Annotated in this window: 15 protein-coding genes; 6 read left to right on the top strand and 9 right to left on the bottom strand. The window is 56.7% G+C overall.

Annotated features, from left to right (window positions below; translation table 11 throughout):
* Positions 1 to 30: 30 nt before the first annotated feature.
* The gene (locus G6M89_RS16165) at positions 31 to 855 is read right to left on the bottom strand and encodes a helix-turn-helix domain-containing protein (RefSeq protein ID WP_165162916.1); all 825 of its coding nucleotides are present in this window, start codon (positions 853 to 855) and stop codon (positions 31 to 33) included.
* A gap of 141 nt (positions 856 to 996) precedes the next feature.
* On the opposite strand from G6M89_RS16165, the gene G6M89_RS16160 reads away from it, so the two are divergent.
* Entirely contained in the window at positions 997 to 1,272 is a 276-nt protein-coding gene (locus G6M89_RS16160) for a DUF3006 domain-containing protein (RefSeq protein ID WP_165162915.1), read from the top strand.
* Positions 1,273 to 1,290: 18 nt separating this feature from the next.
* On the opposite strand, the gene G6M89_RS16155 is transcribed toward G6M89_RS16160, so the two are convergent.
* Positions 1,291 to 2,409 (bottom strand): hybrid sensor histidine kinase/response regulator, encoded by a 1,119-nt coding sequence (locus G6M89_RS16155; protein WP_165162914.1) that lies wholly within the window; start codon positions 2,407 to 2,409, stop codon positions 1,291 to 1,293.
* Positions 2,410 to 2,626: 217 nt separating this feature from the next.
* Here G6M89_RS16155 and G6M89_RS16150 point away from each other — a divergent pair, with 217 nt between their 5' ends.
* The 3 genes from G6M89_RS16150 to G6M89_RS16140 all read left to right on the top strand — a co-directional run bounded on the left by G6M89_RS16150 (position 2,627) and on the right by G6M89_RS16140 (position 6,763).
* Positions 2,627 to 4,732, top strand: coding sequence for a histidine kinase N-terminal 7TM domain-containing protein (locus G6M89_RS16150; RefSeq protein WP_165162913.1), 2,106 nt, complete (start codon positions 2,627 to 2,629; stop codon positions 4,730 to 4,732).
* A 770-nt stretch (positions 4,733 to 5,502) separates the two neighbouring features.
* Complete coding sequence (locus G6M89_RS22885; RefSeq protein WP_165162912.1) at positions 5,503 to 5,685, top strand: PfkB family carbohydrate kinase; 183 nt, start codon at positions 5,503 to 5,505, stop codon at positions 5,683 to 5,685.
* A 271-nt stretch (positions 5,686 to 5,956) separates the two neighbouring features.
* On the top strand, positions 5,957 to 6,763 hold the full coding sequence (locus G6M89_RS16140) for an SDR family NAD(P)-dependent oxidoreductase (protein WP_165162911.1): 807 nt from the start codon (positions 5,957 to 5,959) through the stop codon (positions 6,761 to 6,763).
* Positions 6,764 to 6,860: 97 nt separating this feature from the next.
* On the opposite strand, the gene G6M89_RS16135 is transcribed toward G6M89_RS16140, so the two are convergent.
* From G6M89_RS16135 to G6M89_RS16125, 3 genes are all read right to left on the bottom strand, one after another.
* Positions 6,861 to 7,649 carry an ATP-binding cassette domain-containing protein gene (locus G6M89_RS16135; protein ID WP_165162910.1) on the bottom strand — a complete coding sequence of 263 codons (789 nt, stop codon included), beginning with the start codon at positions 7,647 to 7,649 and terminating at the stop codon, positions 6,861 to 6,863.
* Complete coding sequence (locus G6M89_RS16130; RefSeq protein WP_241175384.1) at positions 7,650 to 8,543, bottom strand: ABC transporter permease; 894 nt, start codon at positions 8,541 to 8,543, stop codon at positions 7,650 to 7,652.
* 134 nt (positions 8,544 to 8,677) lie between these two features.
* A complete protein-coding gene (locus G6M89_RS16125; protein ID WP_165162908.1) occupies positions 8,678 to 9,880 on the bottom strand; it encodes a sugar ABC transporter substrate-binding protein in 1,203 nt (400 codons plus the stop codon).
* Positions 9,881 to 10,049: 169 nt separating this feature from the next.
* On the opposite strand from G6M89_RS16125, the gene G6M89_RS16120 reads away from it, so the two are divergent.
* Positions 10,050 to 10,919 (top strand): amidohydrolase, encoded by an 870-nt coding sequence (locus G6M89_RS16120; protein WP_165162907.1) that lies wholly within the window; start codon positions 10,050 to 10,052, stop codon positions 10,917 to 10,919.
* Between the two features lie 18 nt (positions 10,920 to 10,937).
* Here the strand turns inward: G6M89_RS16120 and G6M89_RS16115 are convergent, their stop codons facing one another.
* The 3 genes from G6M89_RS16115 to G6M89_RS16105 form a co-directional block, all read right to left on the bottom strand.
* Entirely contained in the window at positions 10,938 to 11,276 is a 339-nt protein-coding gene (locus G6M89_RS16115) for an L-rhamnose mutarotase (protein WP_165162906.1), read from the bottom strand.
* Positions 11,277 to 11,379: 103 nt separating this feature from the next.
* Positions 11,380 to 12,588 (bottom strand): AGE family epimerase/isomerase, encoded by a 1,209-nt coding sequence (locus G6M89_RS16110; RefSeq protein ID WP_165162905.1) that lies wholly within the window; start codon positions 12,586 to 12,588, stop codon positions 11,380 to 11,382.
* Positions 12,589 to 12,596: 8 nt separating this feature from the next.
* Positions 12,597 to 13,676, bottom strand: coding sequence for a Gfo/Idh/MocA family protein (locus G6M89_RS16105; RefSeq protein ID WP_165162904.1), 1,080 nt, complete (start codon positions 13,674 to 13,676; stop codon positions 12,597 to 12,599).
* A 92-nt stretch (positions 13,677 to 13,768) separates the two neighbouring features.
* On the opposite strand from G6M89_RS16105, the gene G6M89_RS16100 reads away from it, so the two are divergent.
* On the top strand, positions 13,769 to 14,218 hold the full coding sequence (locus tag G6M89_RS16100) for a MaoC/PaaZ C-terminal domain-containing protein (RefSeq protein WP_165162903.1): 450 nt from the start codon (positions 13,769 to 13,771) through the stop codon (positions 14,216 to 14,218).
* 30 nt (positions 14,219 to 14,248) lie between these two features.
* On the opposite strand, the gene G6M89_RS16095 is transcribed toward G6M89_RS16100, so the two are convergent.
* The gene (locus G6M89_RS16095; protein ID WP_165162902.1) at positions 14,249 to 15,484 is read right to left on the bottom strand and encodes a sugar ABC transporter substrate-binding protein; all 1,236 of its coding nucleotides are present in this window, start codon (positions 15,482 to 15,484) and stop codon (positions 14,249 to 14,251) included.
* Positions 15,485 to 15,536 lie beyond the last annotated feature (52 nt).

The following is a 15,536-nucleotide window of genomic DNA, read 5'->3' as shown; positions in this document are numbered from 1 at the left end:
ATCCAGCTTAGAAATTCAGTAGTAGTCCACTTAGGTTTCCCTAAGTGAATCATCGAGGGATGAGAGCCGATCATAGAGTGGTGCCACGTGCTCGTCCGTTTCCAACAGTTGCTTCGAGTACGTCCCCTCGAGAAGCGACAGCGTCGATTCGATTGCTTCGCGCTCGCGTGTCGGCTCTGGTTGACCGAGTCGTTCGACCTGTCGATCAACGGCAGCGATCAGTTCGTCTTTGCGAAGCGGTTTCCGAAGGAACGTATCGCATGGCCACGCACAGAGTGACGGGGCAGGACGGTCACCAACAAGCCCAATGCGTCGGGTCGTTCCGGGACAGCGCCGACTAAACGTGGGTGGATCGTCATCCCACAGATCGATATCGAAGACAACGACATCCGGTGTCTCCGCGAAGCGGCGTTGAAGCTGTGCTTGGTCACTGACCGTCTGACTGTCGAATTCGTTGTCTAGCCACGCGCCGTACAACTCGAGGAGTCGGCGATCACGGTCACCGAGGATGACCGTTGGCCGAACAGAGCCAATATGGTCGGATCCCCAGGCGATGAGCGAGTCAAACACCGGTTGCAAGTCACGACCGGCATCTGTCAACTCATACGAGACAGTCAACGGTGAGTCGGTGACGACAGACCGGTCGATGAGGTCGTGTTCTGAGAGCGACTCGAGTGTCTTCGTGAGCATATTCGGAGAGATATCAGGAATGGCAGCCTCGAGTTCGCTGAACCGAAGGGGACCAGACTCCAGAAGAACGGCGATTACGACTGGCTCCCACTTATTCGAGAGCAACGATAGGGCGTCAAGCGCGAGCCGATCGTCAGGTGGGAGGAACACGTCGGGCCTGTCCATACACCATCTGGACAGGCCACCACTATATGTGTGTCCTCCAGACAGGTGTGAGCCATGGCTGGACAGACAGACGAACTACCCAGCGACACACAAACAGTGACGACCCGCCGTTTGACGTAGCTACAGCACGACTAGCCGATAATGGCCACCACCCACACCGCAACCCTCGATCGGATCATCGACGGACAGACGGCCGTGCTCTTGCTCGAGGGAGACAGCAAACCCATTGACCAACTCGAGGTCGACGTAACCCAGCTACCTCCAGACGCACGAAGCGGGGGAGCGGTTCTCGAAGTCGTTGTCGAGGCAGGTTCGCTCGAGGACGCCAAATACCTGCCTGAGGAGACGCAATCGCGCACGGAATCGGCACAGGAGCGCCTCGACCGACTGTCGACAAAATTCTCTGAGAGGAGTTGAGACGGTCTGCTGTACCGTTTACAACAACTCTCGCTCGAGCGTCACAGCAACCTGCGTTCCCCGCGGATCATTGTCGGTAATCTCGAGATGGCCACCGAAGGACTCGAGCAGTGTCGTCACCAGATACAACCCGACGCCCATTCCAGATCGAGCAGAAAATCGGGCGTTCGGATCGGCCAGCGCCTGTTTCTGCGCGTCCGGAATACCGATTCCATCATCGCAGATTGTGACAGTGACGTTCGTCTCGGTCGTCTCGAGTGTCACGGTGACCTGTGGTGTCGGCTGGTCAGAGTGAGAAACAGCGTTGTCGAGGAGGTGTTCGAATACGGATCCGAGCATCGGTGACGCCCGAACGATCACTGGTCCCTCGTCGGGGTCCGCACGTTCGAACGTGAGTTCGACATTGTGAGTCTGTTGCATCCGTGTAACCTCGGGTTCGAGAATCGCGTGCAGATCACACGGATCGTGTTCGACACTATCTGCTGCAATCACGTCAATCACTGCAGCAGCCGTATCTGTGAGATCAACAGCGTGGTCAGCCGCGTCAAGTAACAATTCGAGGGTTCGTTCGTCGTTCGGGTCAATACCGTCCTGCAGTTGGTCGCCGAGACCGACGATCATGCTCACGTCGTTTCTGATATCCTGTCTGACGATCCGATTGAGCAGCGCAAGTCGATGATTCCGGTCAACGAGTTCACGCTGGTGTCGCGAGCGCTCGAGTGCGTAGCGAAGCGTTCGCAAAATCGTCTCGCCAGTAACAGTCCCTTTTGAAAGATACTCTTGGGCCCCACACTGGATCGCTTCGATGCCAGTGTCGGTTTCGTTCTGGCCGGTCACAACGACAATCGGCAGATCCGGCGCATACTCGATAACGCGCTCAATCGTCTCGAGTCCACGGCTATCAGGAAGCAATAGATCGAGGAGGACGACGTCCGGCGAGTCTGTTCGGATTCGTTCAAGCGCGGCCTCGAGGTGATCAACATGGTCAATCGCAGCGATCTCGATTGGCGCGTCAGTCCCCTCTCGCTCGAGGGTGGATTGGCGTTCGTGGATCAGCCGTTCGATGAATCGGGCGTCGTCGTGGTTGTCCTCAACGAGGAGCAATTCGACGGCATCGTCGGGATCGGTCAGAGACATTCGTTGACACCTGCGAAAGCGGGCGAGGCCAGCGGAGCAGTATGGTAACTGTGGACAACAGTTATATGAGTTCACCGAAAGTCATGTTACTGAATCGACTGCACTTGCCCATTTCTTGAGGAAGGAACGATGGCAGTGGGCCTGAGCAAACGAGCAGGGAATACTGCCACTCAGTTGACGCGGAATGTATTTCACACTGCTCACCAATCGAGAGGATGTGCCCCAAGAGTTCACAATGGTACACGCGGGAAGCCTTGTCCTCATCGGACTCTTGAATCTCTCACTCGCCGGCCTCGTCCTGCGAACCCGGACGAAAGCCGACGTCGTCCCCTTGAGTGCCTTTCTGGGCGGAACAACGCTCTGGACACTTCCACAGGGCTTGCTACTGCTCGTCACGAATCCGACCCTTGGTCTCGTGCTGTCGGTGATCATCAACGCCGGTGCCGTCATCATGGCAACCGGACTCTTTCACTTTGCGCTCACGTATTCCGATCGGACCGACTGGCTCCGACCGGGACGACTCGGCATCGTGTATCTCGGAACCTGCGCCTGGCTCATCGTCATCCTGACGGATCCGATCCACAACTGGATGCACCAACCAATATCCTATACACAGGTCTTGTTGCCGGTCGTCGAATACCAAAACACCGGCTACTGGCTCTACGTGTTCTGGAACTGGTCGCTCTCTGCCGGCGGCATCCTCCTCTTTTTCATCGAATATCTCGAGGCCCGAGGCACTGGTGTCTACCAAAAACAAGCGCGGTTAGTCGTTCTTGCGCCGCTGATCCCTGGAACGGCAAACGTCCTCGCGTTCAGTGGCGTGACAGCCATCAACTACTCGGTCTGGGGTTTTGGTGCAACAGGAATTCTCATCGCCATTGCACTCTATCGGTATCGATGGCTCGACCTCCTCCCCATCGCTCGTGACACCGTCATCGATGAGATGCGCGATGGCTATCTCGTCGTCGACGACAAACACCGGATCGTCGACCAAAATCCAGCCACCCAGTCACTGCTTGTTGACAGCCAGGCGGTCGGGAAATCCATCGATGCCGTCCTACCAGAGTGTCTCCCCTTACTCGAGGGAGCGGTGCGAGAAACGACGTTCGAGAAAAACGGAACTATCGTCACCGCAAGTGTGTCAGTAGTCGACGACGGCAAGAGCAGCGGTGTCGTCTTGATGCTTCGGGACGTGACCGAACAGCGCCGCGCCGAAAAGCGCTTCCAGGCGCTCATCGAAAACGTCTCTGACCTTGTAACCGTCGTCGACGAAAACGGCATCATCACGTACACCAGTCCCTCAATAGAGACTGTTCTCGGCTATCAACCCGACGCCCGCATCGGCGATGCGTTGTTTCGGATCATCCACGAGGATGACCGTGACGACGCAATTGCGGAGTTCACCGCGCTGTGCGACGGGCCAGAAACCGAACGACGATTCGAATATCGCGTGCACCATCGTGACGGCTCCTGTCTCGTCCTCGAGGGCGTCGCCGTCGACTTGCGTGAGAACGATATCGTCGGCGGCGTCGTGATCAACTCACGTGACGTCACCGAGCGAAACGACCGCGAGCGCGAACTCGAGCGGACAAACCGGCGACTCGAGGAGTTTTCGGGTGTCGTCAGTCACGATCTTCGAACGCCACTGAGCATTGCACGGCGGTACGTCGAATTTGCTGAATCCTCCGCGAGTCCGGACGATTTTCAGGCAATAGCCAACGCTCACGACCGGATGGAACAGATGATCACGAATCTGCTGACGATGGCCCAGGCTGGCACGACGGTTACGGACCCCGAACCAGTCGACCTCGAGGCAGTGATCACCGATGCCTGGACCATCACCCAGACAGATGGAGTGACACTCGAGTGTGAACTCGAGGCAGGATGGACAGTTCATGGTGACCAGACGCAGCTGCTGCACGTCTTCGAGAACCTCTTTCGAAACAGTGTCGAACACGGCCTGGGTCACACCGCATCGACAGCGCAAGAACAGACCACCACCACTGAAGCGACGACGGGCGAGAGTACTGATCAGTCAGCACCACAGCACAGCACACCAGCAGTAACCGTTCGAATCAGCCATCTCGAGGACGATCCCGCTCGAGGATTCGTCGTCGAAGATGATGGTGTTGGAATTCCGCCAGCCCAACGGGAGTTTGTCTTCGAACGCGGACAGACGACGAGTCAGAACGGCACCGGGTTCGGTCTCGCAATCGTCCGTGATGTCATCGAAGCACACAACTGGCAGATTGCTGTTGGCGAAAGCGCTGCCGGTGGGGCACGGTTCGAGATTCTGACGAGTGCGAATCCTCGAGAGAGGTGAGTATTCAACGGAGAGGACCTGTTGAACGCTCGAGTGAAAATAGTGAGAGAAACGGTTGTCGGTTCATGTTATGTGGGTTATTTTCTATTTAAATCCATTTTGGGGCTACGCTCAATTCGCACGGGTAGTGAGCAGATGAGACGCCAGTTTCGGAGCAAAACAAACGGAGTCGTCGTGCTGCTTGGTGCTCTGTACGCAGCAGTCAAAAACCTACCAATCACAACGAATGTGGACAGAGACGAAGAGAGATCTGTGACGACTAAGTGGTTGGAAAAGAGTGGTATAGTAAGTACATGGTTGGACAATACTAACGGCAGAAATGATGAGTTTATTTTCTATCAAAAACAGTGTTGAGAGATCGGTAGAGAGGAGAAAAGAGGTACTACAGTGATAACTGAAACTGTATACACACGACTCGCACAGCCATCGTGCGAGTAGGTGTGCACTGACTGTCAATGGCTACTATAACGCTTCAGTCCTACCTACTGGCGTATAGACTATATTGAAAATGGATCCCACTCAGCGGAGAACTAATTGGTGAAAAAATTTTCGAGGTTCAAACACAGTGTTTTCCACACGAATTGATGTAAAATTCAGAAATCGCATCACACAATACACGAGCGCAGAAAATCAATTACGCGACCCAGTAGTGTGAGTCCTTAGCAATATGATAGCCCATTTCTGGGGGCGTCTTGAGGAGTATAGCTATCGATAGAGGTCGACTGGAAATATGAATTCGGAGTGTCAAATAGAGGGGGCAAAACAGAGACTTGTCTCAGAAACGTGAGATAGAATTATGCGGTGAACAAACGTTTCTGACGTGTGGGGCAGACGGCGCGATCGCGTACGGAACGGAGGCAAGTCCGATGACAGGCAGCTATCGATATGAGGGCTATAGCGTCGACACAGTCGATACGACAGGTGCTGGCGATGGATTTTGGATGGGGCAATAGCATCGCTCGTTGCCGACTGTTCGGACCCAAATCGCGTACTCGAGATTGCAAACGGTGTGGGTGCGGTGACGACGACACAGAAAGGCTCAGTCACCGCACTAAGCGGGCCGAGAGCAGTTCGTTCGCTCGTCGGTCCGCTTCCGTGGGATGAGCGGTGATACAGCCAGCGGAACCCCTGCACGCATTCAGAATTGCTGTTCGAACCGAGAGTTCCCATGCACACTGATACCAAAGGGGTAGGTTTATCCGAAATTCACCCCGTAGTATGACCATGACGGGAACAGCGTCATATGACTTTACAGACGAGACTGTGCTTGTAACAGGGTCAACGAGTGGAATCGGCCGAGGAATCGCTGAGGCGTTCGCCACAGCCGATGCAAACGTGATCGTGAACTCTCGGTCAGAGTCAGATGTCCAGACAACGGCAACCGAACTGGAGACGTGTGGAAGCGGTGATGTCATCGGAATTGCCGCTGATCTCTCAGAACCTGCTGAGATTGCACACCTCATCGAGTCAGCAACAGAGACGCTTGGGACGATTACGGTACTTGTCAATAACGCTGCCGTCTGGCCCGAAGAGTCCTCAATGGTCGACGCAGACCTCGAGGACTGGGATTTCACGATGGCAGTGAATGTCCGGTCACAGTTTTACGCCGCAAAACTCGTCGCCGAAGAGATGCTCGAGAACGATGTAGCGGGGTCAATCATCAACGTCACCAGCCAGACTGGTGACCGACGGACTGGCGGACGGGGAATCTACGGCGTTTCAAACACGGCAGTGAATGGCCTGACATGGCGAATGGCCCACGAACTCGCCCAAGATGGGATTCGTATGAATGCCGTTTCAACCGACGTTACCGAATCCCGACAGCTACGCTACGAAGCGGACCAAATAGCCGCTGAGAACCCGAATCAAACCGGTGAGGATGTCCTCACAGAGTGGGGCGACGCTCGGCCACTCGGTCGGCTCGGACAGCCTCGAGATATCGCTGATGGTGTCCTGTTTCTGTGTAGCGATCGAGCCGAATACGTCGTCGGCACAATCTTACGAGTGAGTGGCGGTGGGAATCTCCAGTAAACGCGGTATTCACCAGCGAGTGTAGTGATTTCGGCTATACACGAGTTGGGAGCGAAACAAGTACGAACAAGATTGCGACGAAAACCAATATCGGAAACTACGGCCGAGTACCGGTCGTCATCATGTGCTCGAGTTCATCTTGTGTGACGGAATCGGTCTGGACAACGTCAACAAGTTCTCCCTGATGGAGGACGGCGACTCGGTCTGCAAGCGAGAAGACCTCCTCCATACTGTGGCTGACAAGGATAATGGTGTGACCATTTCGCTTGAGGTTTGTAATGGTATCATGAACGAGGTTTGTCGCATCAACAGACAGTGCACTCGTCGGTTCGTCGAGGATAACGACCTCGGGATCAAATGCGAGCGCACGAGCAATCGCAACAAGTTGTCGTTCACCACCTGAGTGGAAGTCGACTTCGGCTCGAGGGTCAATATCACGCTTGAGGTGCGTTTGGATGATGTTCTCAGCCTCGTCGTACGTTCGATCCCAATCGATGAGATTGATCGGGCCGATCGTTCGCGACGGGAAGTTGCCAATAAAGATGTTTGTCGCGACATCGAGATCTCCCATCAGCGCTAAGTCCTGATAGACGGTTTCAATACCGAGGTCGCGAGCATCTTCAGGGCTCGAGAACGACACTGGTTCGCCATCGTAGTAGAGTTGTCCGTCTGTTGGCTCGTGGTTGCCACAGAAGATATTCATGAGTGTGGACTTGCCGGCCCCGTTGTCGCCAATGAGTGCGAGGATTTCGTTGTCCTCAACGGCCAAACTAACGTCATCAAGCGCAACGATTCGACCGAATAGTTTCTTGACGTTCTGGACTGCGATCTTTGCGTCCTGTTGGGTCAATTCGGGTTCAGCAGATGATTGGTTACTGGAACTCATTTAGGCCACCTCCGCGGACAGGATACGCTGTCGCAGGCGTGCTTTGGTTGTGTACAGCAAGATAGCAATCAGTAGCACGACACCTTCAATGACACCGATAACTGTCGGGTCGGTCCCGGCAACGTTCAGCGATGTCTGGATAAGCGAAAGCAACAGGAGACCGCCGAATGCCCCCATGAGCTTTCCGCGACCGCCAAAGAGGCTGATCCCGCCGATAATCGCTGCAGCGAACGCTGGGAACACCATATCGTCTGCAATATCTGGCGGCACACCGCCAATGAATCCAGTCAGCATCAATCCAGCAAGTCCACAGAAGATGCCGCTCATCGTATAGACCGCAATAATCACACCATCAACGTTGATACCGACTTCACGGGCAGACTCTTTATCGCTCCCAACGGCATAGACTGCGCGGCCGAAGTTTGTGTACTTGAAGATGACCGAGACAGCAAGGAACGAGGCAATCAAGACACCAACAGCGACCCATATGGTGCCGCCGACGAAGAGATAGCCATCTGGGAGGCCGAATACCGGTTGTGTTGTCAATGCGAGTTTTCCGCCCCCGAAGATAATCAGGAACGCGAGCGTCTGCAAAAACGGGTTGACACCGAACTTTGCGATGAAAATCCCGTTGAGGAGACCGATGAACCCGCCGACGGCTACAATCAACAAGATGCCAACGAACGGATTGCTTATCAGGCCCCATGAGCCGAACGCCATCGCAGTGAACACGGCGGAAAAGCCGGCGATTGAACCGACCGAGAGATCGAAATGCCCTGAAAGTAAGCAGACACTTTCAGCCAGTACGACCAGCCCGAGTGGAACCATGGTATACACCATCAACTGCACTGTCGAGAAGTTCGTGAACACCGATGGAACAGCGGCAAAAACCATCAGTGCCGTGACCAGTAACACTGGCCAAATCATATTCTCGAGCAGTATTAGCGCTGTATTGCCCGACAGGACGTCAAAACGCTTCGCAACTCTATTTTGAAAACTCATATAGGATATTTTTTTCTGCTGATCAGTTACTGTTCTGCCTCTGCGTCTTCACTCCAGATGTTGCCCCAAAGCATGTCGTCGTCAACATTCTCCTGGGTAATCGTAATTGCCTGTGTGAGCACGTGTGGATGGCCGTCACGCTCTTCGACTGAAGCGGGTGCCCAAATCGGCTCAGACCAAAGCTCTTGGTCAATTTCATCGATATGGGCTGGTTCAATCTCGAGGTCCTCTTCAGTGACCTCATCACCAGGCTCAGGAAGGGATTCTTCACCTTCGTCAATGTAGTTCAGACATTGGCGCATCGCCAATGGAACGTAGAAGTAGTTTGGTTGGTCAACTGCAGCGTAAATGTAGCCATCCTCAATGAGCGGATGAATCTGTGGCCCACCGTCCGGTTGCGTTAGCACGATGTGGTCATCCTCGCCAAATGGAACGGCTAAATCAAGTTGCTCGAGTGCTCGGTAGGTACCGTATCCCGAGGACATATTCGAGGAGTAGATCCCATCTGGTGGGTCATTGGCACTCAACCAATCAAGTGCTACAGATTGCCCACTCTCTTCGGTCCACTCGGACTCGAGTTCCGCAACGACCTCAACATTGTCTTCCTCGTCCATCCGTTCCATAAAGCCATCTGTTCGAGCATTTCCAGCCTGCGTGAACGGGCCGCGGACATGCAGGACTTCATACTCGTCATCCCCGCCATCTTGCTCTTCAAAGGCTTCTAACATCAACTCTGCGCACTCTTCACCGGCCAGGTGATTGTCGAATCCAGTATATGTTTTGATTGCCTCCGTCGTCCCCGGGTCATTTGCACAGAAGACGGGAATTCCAGCCTCTTCTGCATCTTCGATGGCACTGTCGACAGCCTCATCAAACGGTGCAGCAACGATTCCATCGAAATCCTCGGCAATGAACTGCTGGATATGTTGTATCTGTTCAGCGGTATCGTCATCGTGTGTTCGGATATCAACATCGATGCCCTGTTCGTCAGCGTACCACTGCCCGGCTTCGAAGAACGCAGCAACCCATGCACCACCCGACAAGTGCTGTGAAACGCCAATCCTGGGGCCATCTCCGCCAGCGTCGTCTCCGTTTCCATTTCCGTTGCCGTTTCCATTGCCGTTACCGTTGCCGTTACCATCGTCATCGTCACCGAGACAGCCAGCAATCCCTATCGCACCGAGTGCAGTCACAGCTGTGACATACTCTCTCCTGTTAAAGTGTGGCATACACTGTCTCATTTCTCGAACCACCACTTAATACTTTTCTCAGTCTATAACCATTTTCAATTGAGGATCAACGTTAGATAACCAACACAGATGGGATATGGTATCCTGGATGTTCTGTTCACGGTGGACAGGACATTTATCTCACAGAGTGACGAACTCGAGAACAGATATGAAGTGGATCGATACACACACCCACACATGGGGCCACAATCGACCAGAACTACCGTGGAACGCCGAGGTGTTACCACCAGAGTGGGATGGACCGTACACACACGACGAGTTGATTGCCGATATGGATCGCGCTGGAGTCACAGAGGGAGTTATCGTAACAACTCCGCTCTACGGCCGAGGACCCCGAGCAAACGAGTACACGATGCGAAGCATCGAAGCCCACAGTGATCGCCTGTACGGTGTCGGCCTGCTAGACTTCTTCCCTGATGATCTGGCTGAGGCAGTCGATCACGTAGAGCGCGTTACTGGACATGAGAGAATGCTTGGCGTCCGAATGCACGCCGCCCTCGAGTACGAGGAACACCCATCAACGATCGACCGACACGGCGACTGGATCTCCGATGAGCGACTCGAAGCAGTCTGGCGGGCCGCAGGCGACCTGGAAACAAGCGTGTTCGTCTTCCCGAAGGCACAACAACTCGACCAGGTTGCGGCGCTGGCCGAACGATATCCCGAGACGTCAATCGTCGTCGATCACATGGCCTGGCCCGACGAGACGACTGCTCCGAACGAGTCGCCGTGGACGACGTTTGAAGCCCTCGCAGAGCACGAAAACGTCGCTGTCAAAGTGAGTTCAATTCCACGTTCGGCTGCCGAACCATGGCCCTATGAGTCAGTGCACGGCTACGTCGAGAACCTCCTCGAGTGGTTCGGTCCCGAGCGGTTGATGCTTGGCTCGGATTACCCGTGGATGGACAGCTGGGCCGATTACGAATCCTGTCTCTCGTGGATCGAAACCGTTGAAACGCTCTCGCGTCGCGATCTGGCGTTTCTCACCCATCGAACGTTCGAACGTATTCACGGCTAGTGACCGTTGGCCAGGATGTTAGGTCTCGAATGACCAGAGTTGGTCCATGTACGGAATCTGGTCGTCCTCGGCAGCGTCGACATCGACGCCCGCTGTTTTGAACTGGGCGACGTGGCGTTCCCACTCTTGAACAGTAGAATCGTCTGCCATCACGTCGTCGTAGGCAGAGATATCCTCGGCCTCGAGGATGCATACTGCGATATCATCGCGAACGTAGAGGTCGAAGCGCTCGACTCCCGCCCGCTCCATCGCGTCGGTAACGCCGTCAGGAACGTCATCGTGAGCAGCGACGTACTCGTCTTTCCGATCAGGGTCGATGCGCTGGAGATACACCGCTCGTTCGAGGTCGTCTGTCATGATTCACTACTTTCCGCTCGAGGACGAAGGGCGTTTCGCCGATGTTGACCAGCAACGGTGAGTGGACCACCGGTCACGGTGGACTCGAGAGCCAATGACACTGTCAACGCTGCTGTTCGACGAGTGCTGCTGACCGGAAACTCTCGTACCACGCGGTCGCCGGGTGGTAGTCAGGTTCGACCGCTGGCGGGTCCGGCGCAATCGGCTCGTCGCCGTCTGCCGGCGCGGTGCGTCGCTCGTACCAGAGTCCCGCTGGCCCTCGGAATCGGGGAACGCACTCGAGGAACTGTTCGTGCCAGTCACGGAACGTCTCGGCTTCCGGGTCGTCGTGAGCCACAGCCCGTTCGGCGAGGACGGCCGATGCGCCAATCGCCTCGGCGAGCGCCCAGCCGTACCGGTCAGGAACGAGTACCTCGCCATCGGCGTCGGCGGTGTACACGAAGCCGTCGCCGGTCCAACCAAGATCGACCGCGGCCTCGAACAGCTCGGTGGCGCGGCGATACCAGTCGGTGCCAGACGGCGGGGACGCCCCGTACCGATCCAACAAGCCGAGGAACTTCGCCCACTCAGCGTGGTGACCCGGCAGGTATCCTGGCGGACGGAATCGGTCGGCCGGGCGATCCTCGTTGTACGCGAAATCGTGCGTCCACTCATCGGTGTAGTGTTCCCAGAGAAGCCCATCCGTCTCGGCAGCGAGGTCAATTGTGATCCGATGGGCGATCGTCTCCGCTCGCTCGAGGAAGCGCTCGTCGTCGGTTGCCTCGTATGCCGCCAGGTAGCCTTCACAGGCGTGCATGTTCGCGTTCATGCCCCGATACGGTTCACGCTCTGACCAGTCAGGATCGCAATCGCTTCGAAAGAGTCCGTTTGCTTCGACGAATCGCTCATCCAGTACCGTCACGGAGTCCTCGAGGCCAGAGCGTGCTCCAGCGACGTTTGCGGCCGTCGCTCGAGCATATGCGCCGAGGACGAACGCGTGGGCGTACGCCGATCGGGTGCGGTCAATCGGATCGCCGTTCCCGTCAACGAGCAACTGGTAGCCGTCGGTTTCGTTCCCTCGATGTGCCGTCTCGAGGGCCTCGAGGGCGTGGGCCGCCGTCTCGGAGCACCACTGCGGGCCGTCGACGAGCGCGCCGAGTGCGAATCCCATCGTCACTCGGCAGGTTGCGACCAGATGGTGCTGATCGTCGGCGAACGGATCGCCGGTCGCTGGATCGAGGAGGTGAACGCCGCGGTCGGAGCGAATATCAGGGTACTGGAGCCTGAGCGTTGCGAGGAGATGCGCCCGGTGCTCGCGTGCGTTGAGTGCCATGACAGTACTCACCACTCGGGTTCGTGATCCGTCGTGACTGTCGCCGGGTCGACGGTGCGTCGCTCGTTCCAGGACTTGTACGTCGCGTTCGCCAGCCGAAGCGTCTCGAGGTTATCCTCGACGTGCGTCGGCGGTGTCTCGCTGGCCTCGATCGACTCGAGCAACGATCCCATCGTCCCGATGAACGCATCGGGGAACCAAGCGTCGGGAAGTTCGTAGCGCTCGGCCTCGGTTTCGCTCGCAGCGAGGAACTCGAAAGTATCCGGGCCGCTGTCGGGGTAGTGATCAAAGAGGCCGATTGTCCCGCGGACGAGCCCCTCTGTTCCCTCGAAACGGAACCGGGCATAGGGGTCCGCCCAGTTGTTGTGGTTGACATCGATCGTCGCCCGTAGCTCGCCTGGGTACTCGAGGAGGTGGTGTGTTCGCGTCTCACCCTCGGCCGCCTGGTCGGGAACTCGGGCCATCGATGAGGTGACGCCGACTGGCTCACCGAAGAGATACCGCATCGTGTCGAGGTAGTGGATACTGTGAAACAGCACCTCGAGCCGGGGCGACTCGAGCATCCATCCCCAGTTCGACCAGTCGGTTTCGATGTTGACTTCGATGGTTGCCCGGAGGGGCGTCCCGAGCGCGCCCTCCTCGAGCAACTCGGAGACAGCCCGGATGGACTTCTCCCAGCGCATCTGTTGGTTCACAGCCGCCGTCACGCCCGCCTCCGCGATGCGCTCACAGATTTCCTCGGCCGCCTCGAACTCGACGGCAAGCGGCTTCTGACAGAGCAGGTGACAGCCAGCATCAACGGCGGTATCGACGATAGCCGGCTGGAAACGCGGCGGAACCGCCACGTCTACGACAGCCACGTCTTCGACCATTGTCTCGAGGTCCGGGTACGCGGTGACGCCGAATTGATCCGCAATCGTGTCTGCTCGCTCGGCGTTCGTGTCCGTGACGCCAGCAACAGCGAAGCCGGCAGCGTCGTACGCCGGAAGGTGGGCGTTCTCGACGATCTCGCCACAGCCGACGATGCCGATCTCGAGGGTCTCGAGGCCGCTGTAGCGTTCAGTGTACTCGATGGTAGGGTCGACCATACCACACTATTGACTCCCGACTGAATAATACGTTGTGTCCACTGACCCACACCCTTATGTGTGAATCGATCACATACAACTGTGAGAACCGTATGGACGCACCAGCGAAAGACACTGACAGATACTTCGAGGAGATCACGGACGGAGAACAGTTCACAGTCGAAAACGGTCGGACGATCACTGAAGCGGACGTCGTCAACTTCGCCGGTATCAGCGGCGACTTCCACCCGCTTCATATGAGCAAGACCGTCGGTGCCGACTCCGAGTTCGGTGGACGGATCGCCCACGGCAACCTCGTCTTTTCCATCGCTGAGGCGATGGTCGCCGATATGAACCCAAAGTCGTTCTCCTACGGCTATGACTCACTGCGGTTCATCGCCCCCGTCGGCATCGATACGACGATCTCAGCCCATCGAGAGGTTATCGAAACCGAACCGCACTCCGACGATCTCGGCCGAGTCGTCTACACGTACACCGTCGAGGATGAGGACGGAGAGACGCTGCTCGCATGCGAGCACATCACCCTCGTCGAACGCAAGTGATCGGCAGGCACAACGGAACGGTTTTCGGGTTTACTCGAGAAGTGCACGAGCCCGGTCAGCGGCTCGCTCGAGGGCTTTGTCAGGTGTTTCGGATCGGTCCACAACGGCTTCTGCGACCATCTCATCTAGGATGTCGTTGAGTTCGACGTACTGTGGAATCTGTGGCAGTGTGTTGACGGCGCTGGTGTTGATCTCCTCGAGCACGGAGTAAAACGAATTTGCTCGCAGGACCTCCGGATCGCGCCACGTCGAGAACCGAGTTCCAGAGGCTCCCTCGAGAGTCGTGATTCGGTCTCCCTCGGAAGTCGTCGCGTGCCGGATGAAGTCGTAGGCCAGATCAGGATAGTCGCTCCCGGCTGGAATTGTCAGGCCATACAGCACGGTGAGCGAAGTGTGGAGACCAGCCTCCGTGTCTGCCCGCGGAATCAAGCCGTAGTTTGTGTGTCCGAACACCGCCGAATCGGGTGACTCGGCCATCGCACCGAAGCCTGCCCAGTTCCACATCATCGCTGCCTTCCCGTCAGCGTACCACTGACCAGCCTCAACGCTCTCGAGTTCGACGGATTCGGGTGGGGCAACCTCGTGTTCGTGAATCAGGTCGTGATAGAACGTAAGTGCCTCGTGGCCGGCCGCGTCGTCGAAGGCGGGTTGGCCGTCTGCGTCGAGCACCTGCCCGCCACGGCTCCAGAGCTGGATAAGGAAATCGTAGACATCGTTGTGGCCGTCCGGCAACGCAGCGACAACGGTTCCCCAGAGATCCTCGTCAGGTCGCGTGAAGAAGTCGGCGACCTCGAGAAATTCGGTCCACGTTCGGGGGACCGACAGTGGCCGGCCGTACTCACGCCTGAACGCGCGCTGTTCGGCGACGCTCTCGAAAAGGTCCTCACGGTAGTGAAACAACTCCGGCCCGTCGTGGTAGGGGACACCGTAGACGTGCCCCTCGTAGGTGACGAGGCCGCGCATGCTATCAGCCCAGCCCTCGGGCCAGTCGACCGGCGGCGTGTCAGTGATGTACTCATCGAGTGGGTGCAAGTGGCCCGCATCAGCGAGCGCGGGCAACCAGTCGCTCAGACACAGACAGAGGTCGTACGTCCCGTCAGCAATCGCCCCCGTCTCGACAAGTTCCTCGTGAATTTCGGGCAACGGCCGATGGTCGCGGACGAACTCAACATCCTGGTCTGCCTGCTCGATGAACGAGTCCATCTGTCGCTCGAGTGCACGTTCGAAGCCCTCGAAGGGTCTCCCGACAAAGCGAAGCGTTGGCATGGCTCACAGTTCACGGGCGAAGACAAGAAGATTGCGGGGCAGTCGACGGAAG

This window comes from Natronolimnobius sp. AArcel1 (assembly GCF_011043775.1).
Classification (GTDB): Archaea; Halobacteriota; Halobacteria; order Halobacteriales; family Natrialbaceae; genus Natronolimnobius.
The sequence above is the reverse complement of the archived record's forward strand: the minus strand, read 5'-3'. Positions and strand labels throughout refer to the sequence as shown.

What these genes read in the sequence shown, in the direction of transcription:
- G6M89_RS16160 (WP_165162915.1), top strand. Translation starts at nt 997, where the DNA reads ATGGCCACCACCCACACCGCAACCCTCGATCGGATCATCGACGGACAG.
- G6M89_RS16135 (WP_165162910.1), bottom strand. Translation starts at nt 7,649, where the DNA reads ATGAGTTCCAGTAACCAATCATCTGCTGAACCCGAATTGACCCAACAG.
- G6M89_RS16110 (WP_165162905.1), bottom strand. Translation starts at nt 12,588, where the DNA reads ATGGCACTCAACGCACGCGAGCACCGGGCGCATCTCCTCGCAACGCTC.
- G6M89_RS16120 (WP_165162907.1), top strand. Translation starts at nt 10,050, where the DNA reads ATGAAGTGGATCGATACACACACCCACACATGGGGCCACAATCGACCA.
- G6M89_RS16140 (WP_165162911.1), top strand. Translation starts at nt 5,957, where the DNA reads ATGACGGGAACAGCGTCATATGACTTTACAGACGAGACTGTGCTTGTA.
- G6M89_RS16155 (WP_165162914.1), bottom strand. Translation starts at nt 2,409, where the DNA reads ATGTCTCTGACCGATCCCGACGATGCCGTCGAATTGCTCCTCGTTGAG.
- G6M89_RS16100 (WP_165162903.1), top strand. Translation starts at nt 13,769, where the DNA reads ATGGACGCACCAGCGAAAGACACTGACAGATACTTCGAGGAGATCACG.
- G6M89_RS16105 (WP_165162904.1), bottom strand. Translation starts at nt 13,676, where the DNA reads ATGGTCGACCCTACCATCGAGTACACTGAACGCTACAGCGGCCTCGAG.
- G6M89_RS16115 (WP_165162906.1), bottom strand. Translation starts at nt 11,276, where the DNA reads ATGACAGACGACCTCGAACGAGCGGTGTATCTCCAGCGCATCGACCCT.
- G6M89_RS16130 (WP_241175384.1), bottom strand. Translation starts at nt 8,543, where the DNA reads ATGGTTTTTGCCGCTGTTCCATCGGTGTTCACGAACTTCTCGACAGTG.
- G6M89_RS16165 (WP_165162916.1), bottom strand. Translation starts at nt 855, where the DNA reads ATGGACAGGCCCGACGTGTTCCTCCCACCTGACGATCGGCTCGCGCTT.
- G6M89_RS16125 (WP_165162908.1), bottom strand. Translation starts at nt 9,880, where the DNA reads ATGCCACACTTTAACAGGAGAGAGTATGTCACAGCTGTGACTGCACTC.
- G6M89_RS16095 (WP_165162902.1), bottom strand. Translation starts at nt 15,484, where the DNA reads ATGCCAACGCTTCGCTTTGTCGGGAGACCCTTCGAGGGCTTCGAACGT.